Origin of the sequence: Streptomyces sp. NPDC050704, from assembly GCF_040654355.1 — a bacterium.
In the GTDB taxonomy this organism is placed as follows: domain Bacteria; phylum Actinomycetota; class Actinomycetes; order Streptomycetales; family Streptomycetaceae; genus Streptomyces.
Genome location: NZ_JBFAHW010000192.1, coordinates 1 through 12,432 on the forward strand (window position 1 = coordinate 1; position 12,432 = coordinate 12,432).

General features: G+C 71.5%; 13 protein-coding genes. 10 read left to right on the forward strand and 3 right to left on the reverse strand.

What is annotated here, in order from left to right:
• Both AB0I18_RS49510 and AB0I18_RS49515 read right to left on the reverse strand, forming a co-directional pair.
• Window positions 1–369 (reverse strand): hypothetical protein (locus AB0I18_RS49510; RefSeq protein WP_363112438.1); only part of this gene is annotated, 369 nt, incomplete at its 3' end.
• Between the two features lie 213 nt (window positions 370–582).
• Window positions 583–1,074, reverse strand: a complete 492-nt coding sequence (locus tag AB0I18_RS49515) for a hypothetical protein (protein ID WP_363112439.1) — start codon at window positions 1,072–1,074, stop codon at window positions 583–585.
• A 196-nt stretch (window positions 1,075–1,270) separates the two neighbouring features.
• Here AB0I18_RS49515 and AB0I18_RS49520 point away from each other — a divergent pair, with 196 nt between their 5' ends.
• The 5 genes from AB0I18_RS49520 (at window position 1,271) to AB0I18_RS49540 (ending at window position 5,899) form a co-directional block, all read left to right on the forward strand.
• Window positions 1,271–2,998, forward strand: coding sequence for a class I adenylate-forming enzyme family protein (locus tag AB0I18_RS49520; RefSeq protein ID WP_363112440.1), 1,728 nt, complete (start codon window positions 1,271–1,273; stop codon window positions 2,996–2,998).
• Complete coding sequence (locus AB0I18_RS49525; RefSeq protein WP_363112441.1) at window positions 2,995–3,291, forward strand: acyl carrier protein; 297 nt, start codon at window positions 2,995–2,997, stop codon at window positions 3,289–3,291. The genes AB0I18_RS49520 and AB0I18_RS49525 overlap by 4 nt, the downstream gene beginning before the upstream one ends.
• Window positions 3,292–3,343: 52 nt before the next feature.
• On the forward strand, window positions 3,344–3,970 hold the full coding sequence (locus tag AB0I18_RS49530; protein WP_152772179.1) for an SIS domain-containing protein: 627 nt from the start codon (window positions 3,344–3,346) through the stop codon (window positions 3,968–3,970).
• Window positions 3,967–4,605: a class I SAM-dependent methyltransferase gene (locus AB0I18_RS49535; protein ID WP_363112442.1), complete on the forward strand. Its 639-nt coding sequence runs from the start codon at window positions 3,967–3,969 to the stop codon at window positions 4,603–4,605. The genes AB0I18_RS49530 and AB0I18_RS49535 overlap by 4 nt, the downstream gene beginning before the upstream one ends.
• A 79-nt stretch (window positions 4,606–4,684) precedes the next feature.
• A complete protein-coding gene (locus AB0I18_RS49540) occupies window positions 4,685–5,899 on the forward strand; it encodes a glycosyltransferase family 4 protein (protein ID WP_363112443.1) in 1,215 nt (404 codons plus the stop codon).
• Here AB0I18_RS49540 and AB0I18_RS49545 read toward each other — a convergent pair.
• On the reverse strand, window positions 5,889–6,650 hold the full coding sequence (locus AB0I18_RS49545) for a hypothetical protein (protein WP_363112444.1): 762 nt from the start codon (window positions 6,648–6,650) through the stop codon (window positions 5,889–5,891). The genes AB0I18_RS49540 and AB0I18_RS49545 overlap by 11 nt on opposite strands.
• Before the next feature lie 282 nt (window positions 6,651–6,932).
• On the opposite strand from AB0I18_RS49545, the gene AB0I18_RS49550 reads away from it, so the two are divergent.
• The 5 genes from AB0I18_RS49550 to AB0I18_RS49570 form a co-directional block, all read left to right on the forward strand.
• Window positions 6,933–8,057 (forward strand): DegT/DnrJ/EryC1/StrS family aminotransferase, encoded by a 1,125-nt coding sequence (locus AB0I18_RS49550; RefSeq protein WP_363112445.1) that lies wholly within the window; start codon window positions 6,933–6,935, stop codon window positions 8,055–8,057.
• Window positions 8,054–8,725: an NUDIX hydrolase gene (locus AB0I18_RS49555; protein ID WP_363112446.1), complete on the forward strand. Its 672-nt coding sequence runs from the start codon at window positions 8,054–8,056 to the stop codon at window positions 8,723–8,725. Before AB0I18_RS49550 ends, AB0I18_RS49555 begins: the two co-directional genes overlap by 4 nt.
• A complete protein-coding gene (locus AB0I18_RS49560) occupies window positions 8,722–9,465 on the forward strand; it encodes a sugar phosphate nucleotidyltransferase (protein WP_363112447.1) in 744 nt (247 codons plus the stop codon). Before AB0I18_RS49555 ends, AB0I18_RS49560 begins: the two co-directional genes overlap by 4 nt.
• 28 nt (window positions 9,466–9,493) lie before the next feature.
• Window positions 9,494–10,762 carry a radical SAM protein gene (locus AB0I18_RS49565; RefSeq protein WP_363112448.1) on the forward strand — a complete coding sequence of 423 codons (1,269 nt, stop codon included), beginning with the start codon at window positions 9,494–9,496 and terminating at the stop codon, window positions 10,760–10,762.
• A gap of 89 nt (window positions 10,763–10,851) precedes the next feature.
• Window positions 10,852–12,432, forward strand: a 1,581-nt coding sequence (locus tag AB0I18_RS49570; RefSeq protein ID WP_363112449.1) for a glycosyltransferase, incomplete at its 3' end; no start/stop codon positions are given.

Consider the following 12,432-nt stretch of genomic DNA (forward strand, 5'->3'; position numbering starts at 1 on the left):
ACAGCGGCAGCTGCGGCGGCACGGGCGCAGCGCCCTGCTGAGGACCAGGTCGGCGAATGTCTCGGCCTCCTGCTCCTGTCGTGTGGCGTGGATGGACCGGCGCAGGAGCCGCCGTACCAGGCGGGGGTCGAGGTCGGGCAGGGCGGCTCGCACCGGTGCGTCGTCGGTGGTGACGGCGCGGTGGTGGCCGAGGAGGATGTGGCCGATTTCGTGCAGGATGATGTGGTTCTGGTGGGGGCGGGTGGTGCCGGGCTCGAAGAAGACGTGGTCGTCGGTGTCGGTGGCGATCCACGCGCCGCAGGTGCCGTCGGCGCGGCCTTCGACGGGCAGCGGATAGAGGTGGATCGGGCGGCCGCGGCGGTGCGCCACGTGCCGGCACAGTTCGTGTGCCGAAGCCGATGGGGGCAGCGCCAGCTCCTCAAGTACGGTTTCGCAGCGCTGTCGGAGCGCTCGGTAAGGGAACAGCAAGGTCATTCGTCCTTCGGGGGGCGGCGGGGTGGGGCCGGCCGGAGCTGAGCGCGTTCTCGCTGTGCCGTTCGCGCCCGTGTCCTGTGTGTCCTCGTAGGTGTTCGCGTCCTCGCGTCACGGCCGGGGTCTCCGGTCCGCTGTCGTGTCCTTCGGCGCCGGCTCCTCGACGGCCGGCAGCCGGTGCAGTTTGCGGGCCTGGTCGACCATGGCGAGGAGCGCGTCCAGGGTCTCGCCGGACAGCCCTTCGGCGCGCAGCGCCAGGGTGCGGACCTTGGCGTCGCGCAGCGCCGTGGCGAGTTGCAGCTGGGCGTTGACCCGCAGGGCGACCTCTTCGTTGAAGAAGTACTCCGGGGGCACGCCGAAGTAGTCGGCCAGGACGCCGAGTTGCTCGACGGTGACGTTGTGCTTGCGACCGGTGGTCAGCTCCCACAGATATGTGCTGGAGAGCGCGCCTCCGGTGACCTCCCGGATCTCCTTGGCCAGGCGGGCGTAGCCCGGCCTGGTGCGCTCGTCGGGATAGAGCGTCGCGATGAGATGCGTCAGACGTGCGCTGATCTTGCCCGCCAGCTGGCGGTTGGATGGTCGTTGCCCGTGGTCGTCCGTCATGGGTGTCTCCAAAGCCGCACGCGTCCCTCGCCTATGACGGAGTAACGCAACGTCCGCTACTGCGGACGCAGTCTAGCGCCGTATGTTGCTCCGCGTTCGCGGTTATTGACAGCCTGCGACAGCTTCAGCGTAGGCTTCACATCGTAGTTGTCCGCTGAAGTGTACGACCCGATCGACCGTGGAAGGTGAATCACCCGTGGTCACCGGTGAGTTGAGTCCCCCCGCCACCGACACACCGCCCCAGACGATCCCTTCGGTACTGTCCCGTTCCGCCCGTGAACACCCCCTGTCTCCCGCACTCACCGACGGCCTGCTGCGCCTGACGTACGACCGGCTCCAGGCCGAAGTCACCGCTGTCGCCCGCGCCTTGACGCCCCTGGTGCGCCCCGGAGACCGCGTCGCGCTGCAACTGCCGCGCAGCGCCGAGTATGTGGTGCTCTATCTCGCCGTGCTCTCGCTCGGCGCCGCCGTCGCCCCGCTCGCGCACGAGCTGAGTCCGACGGAGACCAACGCCGAACTCGCTGCCTGCGGACCGGTGTTGCTGCTGTGCGACCCTGGGGCCCGCGCTGCCCGGCGCGGCCGGTTCACCGCCACGGACGACCGCAGGGCCGGTGCGGCGGCCGCACTGCCGGCCGTCGTCCACGTTCCCGTACGCGCCCACGCCGAGGGCGACTTGGCTGCGCTGCGGTCGGCCTGCGGAGCCGCCGCAGGCCAGGGCGTCGACGCCCGCGTGGATCCGGCGGCCGCCGCCGTGCTGCTCGCCACTTCCGGCTCGTACGGGCGTCCCAAGCGCGTCGTGCTGACCCACGCCGCGCTCCTCGCGAACGCACGGGCCCACCGGGCCTCGCTCGACGGCGCGCACCGCCGCGAGACGGCCCTCGCCGCCGTACCGCTCAACTTCGGCTACTGCAACACCGTGCAGCTGGTCGGGCAGATCGACGGCGGCGGCCACATCGTGCTGCTCGACGGCGACTTCCTGCCCAGCCGGTTCGGACGCCTCGTCCAGGAGAACCAGGTCACCTCGACGCTGCTCGTGCCCTCCATGCTCCGGCTGCTCACCCTCGGCGACTGGCACCGGAGCTACGACCTCGGGTCGCTGCGGCACATCGTCTATGGCGGTGCCCCCACCCCACCGGAGACCCTCCGCCGGCTCGGGCAGCGGCTGCCCGGTGTCGAGCTGGTGGAGACGTACGGCCAGACAGAGGCCGGACCACGAGTCACCACCATGAGGCAGCACGACCGCCGCGACCGTCCCACGTCCGTCGGGCGCCCGCTGCCCGGAGTCGAAGTCACCATCCGGGACCGGGAGTTCAAGGCGCTGCCCGCAGGAAGGACCGGGCAGATCACGGTGCGCGGACCGGGCGTGATGACGGGCTACCACGACCGCCCGGAGGAGACCGCACGGGTGCTGCGCGGCGGCTGGCTGCTCACCGGCGACCTCGGCAGCCTCGACGCGGACGGCTTCCTGTATCTGCGCGGCAGGCTGCGCAACATGGCCATCGTCAGCGGGATGAACGTCTCCCTGGAAGAGGTCGAGGCCTGCCTGACGGCGCACCCCGCAGTGACCGAGGCCGTGTGCGGGGTACGCGCCGACGCCCGCGCGGGGGAGACGCTGGTGGCCTGGGTCCGGCTCGCCGCCGATGCCGGGGGCGGCCGCCCCGAACCGCCGGAGACCGGCCCCGCCGGCGATGAACAGGGCCCGGTGACCGAGGAGTTGACCGGCTTCTGCCGTGAACGGCTGAGCCCGCACAAGGTGCCGCGCCGCATCACGGCGGTGGCGGACTTCCCCCGGACCCGTACCGGAAAGGTCGACCGGTCCGCTCTGTCCGCCGACCGCAGAGATGTTCCAGCAGGGCCAGGTGTGCCCGGCGAGCCCGGCACGTCCGGTGCGGACGTGCCCGATGCCGAGGAGGCAGTGAGGTGACATCCGTGAACGACGTGCACGACGTGAGTGACCCGCGCGCCGCGGGCGACGTGGACGCATGGGTCGTGCGGAAGCTGGCCGTACTCAGCATTCCGCCGCGCCCGCCCGGCGAGATCACCGCACAGCAGTCCCTGACGGAGGATCTCGGCGTCGACTCGCTGGCGTTCATCGAGGCGCTGGTGTCCTTCGAGGAGGAGTTCGGGGTGCGGCTCGACGAGGACCGGCTGCTGCTCTCCTCGTACGCCACGGTCCAGGACCTCATCGACCATCTGCACGCCGGCCGCGCCCGTTGACGACCCGCCGGGCGGCCCGCACGGCCGGGCGCCCGGCAGAACGGAGCACTCAGTGGAACCGGACAGCTACCTCTCCACCCTGGTCGAGGCCGCGCACCGGATCGACACGCGCGAGGTGAGCGCCGTGGCCGACCGGATCGCGGCGGCCTGGGCGCGGGGCGCCACCGTCTTCGTGGCGGGCAACGGCGGCAGCGCCGCCACCGCCTCGCACATGGTGTGCGATCTGGCGAAGTCGGCGACGCCCGGACTCGCGGCGGGAGTGCGGGTGGTGCCCCTGCTCGACACCTCGGTGCTGACCGCCTGGGCCAACGACGTCTCCTACGAAGCGGTGTTCGCCGCCCAGCTCGCCACCCAGGCCAGGGCCGGTGACGTCCTGGTCGCGATCACTGCGAGCGGCAGCTCGCCCAATATCGTGCAGGCCCTGATCACCGCCCGTGCCCACGGCGTGGAGAGCGTCGCCCTCCTCGGCTTCGACGGCGGCACGGCCCGGTCCTTGGCGGACGACGTGGTCATGGTGCACGCGCACCACTACGGAGTCGTCGAGGATCTGCACCTTGCCGTCAACCACATGATCACCGAACAGCTCGGCGCCCGGATGAACGCCGGTCCCGCAGGGGAAACGGCCACGCTCAGCGCGGCGGGACCGGCCGACGGCCAGGTCGTGGGCGGTGCCCGATGAGCGGCGGCACGGCCGCCGGCGCGGACATCTGGGACGAGCGGGCCGCGCGCCCCGGACTGCACGCGGTGCTCTCCGGCCGCTGGACGCCCGAGGAGTGCGACCAGGTCGACCACGAACAGAAGGCGCTGATCGAACGGCTGCTGCCGGACCTGGACCGCGACCGGGTGATCGATCTCGGCTGCGGCGTCGGACGGCTCACGGCCTGGCTGAGCGAGCGAACCCGTTCGGCGGTGGGCGTCGACCGGTCCGCGCAGATGGTGCGCAGGGCGGCCCGGGCCGTCGAGGGCAAGCCGGCCCGCGCGGTCTGCTCCGGCATCGACGAACTGCCCTTCGAGGACGGCTCGTTCGACACCGTGCTCGCGGTCTTCACGCTCCAGCACCTCACCGACGACGGGGTGTTCCGGGCAGCCCTGCGCGAGATGGGCCGGGTGGTGTCGCCGCGCGGCGGCCGGCTGCTCATCGTGGACGGCCACAATCCGGCCGCGGACTCCCGTGATGTCTCCAGCGCCACCACCTCGACCGTGATCCGGCCGCTCGCCGCCTACGAAGGACTGGCAGCGGTCGCCGAACGCACGGCCGTGGAGCACCTGAGGTACGTCGGCGACCGCTACCTCGCCCAGCTGTGGCACACCTGACCCGCAACGTACGCCCGCAACCCGCTCACTGGCCCAGCTCCGGCGGACCCGGCACGGCCCGCCGACGGAAGGGAGCGCCGTGCACATCTGGTTTCTCACCCCCACCTTCCCGCCCGTCCACGGCGGGTCGGAGACACAGATCTACACTCTGGCGGCGGGACTGACCCGGCGAGGACACCAGGTCGACGTCCTGACCGAGCGCTATCCGGGCAGCGCGGAGCGGGAGGAGCTGCTCGGCGTGCGGGTGCACCGCGTACGCACCGACGCCGCGCGCTGGTCCGAGCCGGACCGGGTGCCGTGGGAGGAACGGATCTTCGGGCTGCTGGGCGACGCCGAACGCCTCATCGGCTCCGGCCCCGTCGACATCCTGCAGACGTTCTGCCAGGTGGGAGCCGTACTCGGCGCCATGATGCGGGACGCCATCAGCTGCCCCCTGGTGGTGACGATGAACGAGACCACCCCGGACACCGATCCGTTCGGCGACTCCCGCTCCCGGCTCGTCTTCGCACGGCTGCCGCACGACGCGGTGGTGGCCGGCAGCCTCGCCTACCGGGACCAGGCCATCGGCTACGGCGCCGACCCGGGCGTGGTGCACATCGCGCGCTACGGCATCGAGGCCGGTCTGTACGGCGGCGCCGACGAGCGCGAGATCCGGCACGCCCGGGACTGGCTGGGCGTCGCGCCACAGGACCCGCTGGTGCTGCTCGTCGGGCGGTACAAGGAGCGCAAGGGCCAGCGCGAACTGGTGCGGGCGATGGCCCGGATCGTCGACCGCCACCCCACCGCCAGGGCCGCCCTGGTGGGCTCACTCAATTCCGCGTCGGCCGCCTACAAAAGACAGCTGGAGGACGACATCGACGCCCTGGGGCTGCGCGAGCACGTCCTGCTGCGCACCTCCGACCGGCCGTTCGGCTCGATGCGCGCGATCTACGCCGCCGCCGACGTGGTGGTGCAGCCCAGCCACGCCGAAGGCCTCGGACTGTCCGCCGTCGAGGCCGTCGCCGCGGGCCGCCCCCTGGTGGCGACGACCGTGCCGGGTCTGTCGGAGGTCCTGGAGTGCTGCCCGGGCACCGTCCCGGTGCCGCCGTACGACCCCGGCGCTCTGGCCGACGCGGTCCGCGCGCTGCTCGACGACCCCCGGCGGGCGGCGGCACAGGCGAGCCGCGCACAGGAGGCGGCGCGGCGGGAGTTCACCGCCGACGGCATGGTGGACGGCTATCTGAAGGTGTACGAGCGGCTGCGCGCGGCTCCGGCAGCCGAGAGCGCCGGAGCCGTGACCGAGGTCAGCCGGTGACCGTCAGGCCGGGGATCCGGCGCAGCTCGGGCAGTTCACCGACGACGGCAGCCAGCTTGGGCGAGGCGAGAACGACACAGCCGCGCCGGTATCCGGTCTCCGCCCGCGCCGGGCAGCTCGGCCACAGGATGTCGCTGTCGCCCACCGCCTGCCCCAGATAGGCGAGGGACAGTTCGGTGCGGCCGTACACATCGAACCCGTAGCCGTCGTCGTCGGGGACTTTGAAATCGTCTATGACAATGACCGAAAGCGGCCAGTTACGGAGTACGAAGGCCACCTCCTCGCGCAGTGGAATATCTGCGTTCCAGTGCGCGTCCAAATAGCAGAGAAACGGTTCGGAGGACGCGATGTGACCGCCATTGTGCAAGAGTCGCAAGGCATCCCGTGAATCGTGGTTGAGGACCTTTACTTCGGGTACGTGGCGGAATTCACGGGCCACGTAGCGAGCGAAGTTGGGATTCTTCTCCGCGGTGTAGACGGGTTTTCCGGAGACGTGCCACAGAAAGCGCGTGGAGGCTCCCCTGTAGCTGCCGGACTCGAAGAGCGCGGCCGGGCTTACGGCGCCCACCAGGGACCGGAACATGCGCTGGCGTGCGTGTTGGCCGTTGAACGGTTCCAGCCAGGGGCCGTCGGCCGAGCGTATGTTCCGGCCGATCAGCTCGGCGACGGACGGGTGCAGCGGACGGGAAAGCGAGTCGTACGCCCTGGCCAGAAATCCGGTGGCTTGTTTGGTGATGCCGCCGAGTGCCATGAAACTCCACCTCCGGAGTGAGTGGGTGTCAGTATTCGCTGGGACGTCTTGCATTGATAAGGCAGTGCCTGAGATGCCGTCAAGTGGGCCGGGTTCGTGAGATTCAAAAGCGGGTGTTGCGTGAACGGGAAACGCTGCTACGGTAGTTGAAAGCCGATCTCTTACATATGACCTCGGCGCACTTCTGGCTCGGGCGCGGTTCTGGAATGCGGCGCAATGCCGCGGGACACGTCCGTCGAACCCCACGTCTGCTGAACCCATCGAATTCGGGAAGAGGTTGGCATGCCTTTCGTTCCGGCCGTCGAGATCGAGGTGCCCGACGCAGAGCGGCGCCAGGTCCTCGATGAGGTGGACCGGCTGCTGCACGCCGGGAAGTTCTCCCAGGGCGTCAACGTCGAGGCGTTCGAGGAGGAGTTCGCGGCGTTCACCGGAGCCCCGCACGCCGTCGCCGTCGCCAGCGGCACCACCGCCCTCGAGCTGATCCTGCGCGCCGTCGGCGTCGGCGGCCGGGAGGTCGTCGTACCGGCGGGCACCAACTTCGCCACCTATATCGCGGCCGAGCGCGCGGGCGCCACCGTGCGCCTCGCCGATGCCGACCCGGCCACCATGGCGCCCACCTTCGAGCAGCTCCGCGCGGCCTGTACCTCCCGCACCGCCGCGGTGACGGTCGTCCATACCGGGGGTCTGATCAGCCCCGAGACCGAGGCCGTCGCGGCCTGGTGCGAGCGGCGCGGCATCGCCCTCGTCGAGGACTGCGCGCACGCCCACGGCAGCGAGCGGGAGCGGCGGCACGCGGGCACGTTCGGTGTCGCGGGCGCCTTCTCGTTCTTCGCCACCAAAGTCATGACCACCGGCGAAGGCGGCATGATCATCACTGGCGACGCCCACCTCGCCGAAGAGACAAGGCTGTTACGCAACCTCGGCAAGTCCGAGGCCTGGGTGAGCCGGCATACCCGCCCCGGCTGGAACGCCCGCCTCTCGGAGTTCGCCGCCGTCCTGGGCCGTGCCCAACTCGCCCGCCTGCCCGCGAACGTGACGGCCCGCCGTAAGATCGCCGACTCCTACGCCGAGGCCCTGCGCGACCTCCCGGCCGTCCAATTCCTGCTGCCCGACCACCCCTACAGCGGCTACAAGGCGATGCTGCTGCTCCCGTCCGGCACCGACCGGGACGCCCTCAAGGCGGCGCTGCGCGAGCGTTCCGTCCAGGCGGCCGGCGAGGTGTACGAGACGCCCCTGCACCAGCAGCCCGTGCTCGCCGAGCGCTACCCGGGCCTGCGGCTGCCCGGAGCCGAGCAGGCCTGCGCCGGGCAGCTGTGCCTGCCGATCTACCCCGGTCTGGACGACACCCGTCTGCACCACGTGGTACGGGCCCTGTCCGAGTCCCTGGCCCAGGTGAGGGCACGGTGACCGCGGCGGCGCCGCGTGCGGTGTTCCGCACGCCCTGGCTCACGGTGCGCGAAGCCCTTGAGTCGGAGCCGAGCGGGACCGAGCGCAGCTGGTACTACCTGGACCATCCGGGCTGTGCCCTGGTCCTGCCGGTCACCGCCGACGGCACGCTGCTGCTGATCCGGTCCTGGCGGATCGCGGTGCGCCAGTGGTGCCTCGAGGCGCCGGCGGGGCGGTGCGAGCCGGGCGAGAGCCCCGAGGAGACCGCCCGCCGCGAACTGGCGGAGGAGACCGGCGCCCGCGCCGGAGCGCTGCACCCGCTGGGCACCGTCTGGCCCTCCAGCGGCTCCTCCAACGAAGAGGTCCATCTCTTCCTCGCCCCGGACGTGCGGTCCGGACTGCCGCACCACGACGACGGTGAAGTCATCCGCCAGCGCCCGGTCCCGGTCGACGACGCGCTGGCGCTCGCGATCAGCGGCGAACTCCGGGACGCGCCCACCGCGTTGGCTCTCCTGCGGGCCCACCGCCGTGGACTGCTGCCGGCCGTGGCCCCGGCGTCCGCCGCCGTCAGCCCGGCGGCGCTCACCGACTCCGCGACTGCCGAAGCGCGCCCGGCCGCCACCACCGCGGCGCCGCTCGCCACGCCGGGCCCCGGCCCGGCCCCGAAGAACCCGAAGGAGACCCGATGAGCAGGACGCCCGAGCGGCCCGGCGCGCACGGTGCCGGGCTCCAAGTGGCCGTTCTCGCAGGCGGGTCGGGGACCCGGCTCGGCCGCCTGGGAACCCGCAGGCCGAAGATCCTGCTGCCCGTCGCCGGGCGGCCCTTCCTCGACCTGCTCCTCGCACCGCTCCTCGACGCCGGTCTGCGCCGCTTCCACTTCTGCCTCGGCCATCTGGCGAGCCCGGTCATCGACCACCTCGGCCGTCTGCCCGCGTCCGTCGAGGTGACCTTCCACGTCGACACCGTCGCGCGGGGCACCGGCGGAGCGCTGCGGGCCGCCGCACCGTACCTGGACGACATGTTCCTGCTCGTCCTGGGCGACACCCTGCTCGACATCCCGTACGCGGGCGCCCACCGCTGGCTCGGCCCCCACGACGAGGCCGCCATGGTCCTCACCTCCGCCGACACCGGCGTACGCCCCAACACCCGGGTCCACGACGGCCGGGTGAGCGGCTACGACAAGGACGCCCCCGAAGATCCCGACACCGACGGGCCGTCGTGGACCGACACCGGCGTGTGCGTGCTGCGCCGCGACGCCCTGCGGCACCTGGATCCACACCAGGACCCGGTGGATCTCGGCGTGCTGTTCCGCACGCTCATCCGGCGCCGCGCCCTCGCCGCCCACCGGACCGACCGCCCCTTCACCGACATCGGCACACCCGAACGTTACGCCCGCTTCCTCGACGGCCACGAACACCCCGCTCCGTGACCGCCGCCCCAGCGACCCGAGGAGTCCCGTGCGCATACTGCTCGTCGAACCCGCCGTCTACACCCCCGCCGGCCTGGACAAACGCGAGATGCGGCCCACGCAGCTGATCTCACTCACGCTGCCCTACCTGGCCGCCATGGTCCCGCCCGAATGGGAGGTCGACCTCGTCTACGAAGTCTGCGAGAACCTGGAGCGCGACTACGACCTCGCCGCGTACGACGTCGTCGGCATCACCACCCAGACCATCCAGCTCAAACGCACCCTGGAACTGGCCCGCACCATCCGCAGGCTGGGCCCGCGGGTCGTCGTCGGCGGCCCCGCCACCGTCGAGGACGACCACAGCCTGGTGCCGGTGATCAGCCGCTTCAGCGACTCCGTCGTCGTCGGCGAGGCCGATGTGCTGTGGCAGCGGCTCCTCGCCGACCTGGCCCGCGGCGAACTCAAGAAGATCTACCAGTCCCATGAACCGGTGCCCATGTCGGGCCACCCGCTGCCCCGCTTCGACCTGGTCGACTTCAGCAAGATCGAGGCGCCGCACGTGCTGCCGTCGTTCACCGCGCGGGGCTGCCCCCGCCGGTGCACCTTCTGCAGCGAGTTCCTGTACAGCAAGTGGCGCTACCGTCCGGTCAACGACGTCTACGAGGAACTCATCGCCTACCGCGACCGGTTCCACATTCCCCGCGTCGTCTTCCGCGACGACGACTTTCTGGTCTTCCCCAAGCGGTCCAACCAACTCCTGGGCCGTCTGGCGGGCGAAGGCATCGAATGGGGCTGCCAGACCGACTTCAACCTCGCCCGCCACCCTGACGTCGTGCAGTCGGCGCTCGACGGGGGGATGCGGGTGGTCTCCTTCGGGGTGGAGAGCGTGCGGGAGAAGAACCGCGAGTTCACCGAGAAGACCTTCTTCACCATCCCCGAGGCGGAGGACCTGCTGCTCAGGCTGCACGAGGCCGGGGTGGAAACCCAGGTCAACGTCATCTTCGGCTTCGACTGGGACGACCCGGACGTCTTCGACGAGACCTATGAGTTCGCCATGCGCACCAAGGTCTCCCGCCTGTTCCTGAGCGTCCTCTACCCCATCCCCGGTACCCCGCTGTACGAGCACCTGGGCCAAGAGGGGCGGCTGCTCGAAAAGCGGCCCCAGGGCATCGACGACCCCCTGGCGGTGACCTTCACACCCAAGCTGATGACGGCGGACCAGCTCGTGGAGGGCTATCTCGACGTCGAACGGCGCTTCGCCGAGGCCGACTTGACCGGCCGCAACTACTGGCTGGGCAAAAACCTCGTCGTCATCTGAGGCCGTCACCCGCACCCACGTGTCACCCGCACTCATGCCGTGGACGCCACCACCCGAACGTCGTCGCCCGAACCGGAACGGAGAACCCGATGACGGCCGTTGAGCCCCCTGGCCCGGCACCCGCCGCGCCGGTCATCAGCGTGGTTGTACCGACCCGCGACCAGGCGGCACGCCTGGAAGCGACGCTGCACGCGTTCACCCGGCAGGACGCGCCGCCCGGAACCTGGGAACTCGTCGTCGTCGACGACGGCTCGGGCGACACCACGCCCGACGTCCTGCGCGCCGCCGCGCGGTCGTTGCCGCTGCGCGCGCTGCGCACCTCCGCGAACGGCCGGGCCGCCGCCAGGAACGCCGGAGCGGCGGCCGGCCGGGGAGCCGTCCTCGTCTTCTGCGACGGCGACCGCGCCCCGGTGCCCGGCTATGTGCGTGCCCATGCGCTGGCCCACGGTCTCGGCCACCCCGGTGAGGGGGCGCCGGAGCCGAACGGCCGGAAGGTCGTGGTCGGGGACGTCCAGGAGCTGTACCTCAGCGCCTTCGAGGAACGTCTGGCCGAGGTCAAGGAGCGACTCACCGGCGACGGGTGGGACCTGCGCCGCGGCTCCCGCACCCCCGCGTTCGTGAAGAAGGTCCACAGCCTCTACGACGACTCCGGGCGCAGCACCTCACCGGTGCGCTGGCTCAGCTTCCTCTCCGGCAACGTCTCCCTCAGCCGGAGCCTGTTCGGCCAAGTCGGCGGTTTCGACGAGGACTTCACCCAGTGGGGCCTGGAACACCTCGAACTGGGCTACCGGCTCGTCGCGGCCGGTGCCGAGTTCCGGCGCTGCGCCGCCGCCCGTAACGACCACTTCGCGCACGGCAGGCCCGCCGGGTTCTACCGCCGGGCCCTTGAGGACTCGGCCGCGCTCTTCGCCCGCAAGCACCCGGAGGTCCCGGCGGAGCTGCTGCTCGACCTGACGCTGGGCGGTCTGTCCGTGGCGCAGTTCGAGCAGTCGGTGCGGGGTCCGGCACGGGGTCAGGGGCCGCACGCCCCACCGGACGTCGAGAAGCCCGTACGAGAGCGCGAGCAGGAGACGGAGCGAGAGGGAGAGGCAGGCATGCGACCGCGGTTGAGCCAGTACTTCCTGACGGCACGCACCCCGTCCGACACGGACCCGGTGTGCGTGGTGCGCCACCACCACGACGACGCCGCGCCCACCGTCGTGCTGATGACCGGGCTCGCGCTCTCGATGAGCGAGCCGCGCTACCTGTGGTCGATCCTCGCCCGCAGACTGCGCCGACTGGGCCTGAACGTCGTGCAGTACGACCACCCCGGCCACGCGGACAGCGCCGCCACCGGCCGCCCGGCCGACTGGGCCGCGCTGCGTGATGCGGCCCGCGCCGTACGCGGTCACGCCCGCGCGAGCGGAGGCGGCGAGGTGATGGTCGTCGGCTGCGGAATCGGCACGGTCCTTGCCGCCGAACTCCTGGCCGCCGGTGCGGTCACGGCCGGAGTGCTCGTCTGCCCCGATCTCGCGCTGTGGCGGGCCGGGGCACGTGCCCCGCAGGAACTGGCCGCTCTCGCCGCGCGGGGCCGGGCGGCACCCGACGAGCTCCAGGACAGTGCCGTCGCCGCCGCGTTGCTCGACGCCGCCGTCGGCGAGCCGTACCAGCCGCCGCAGCCCGCAGGGCCC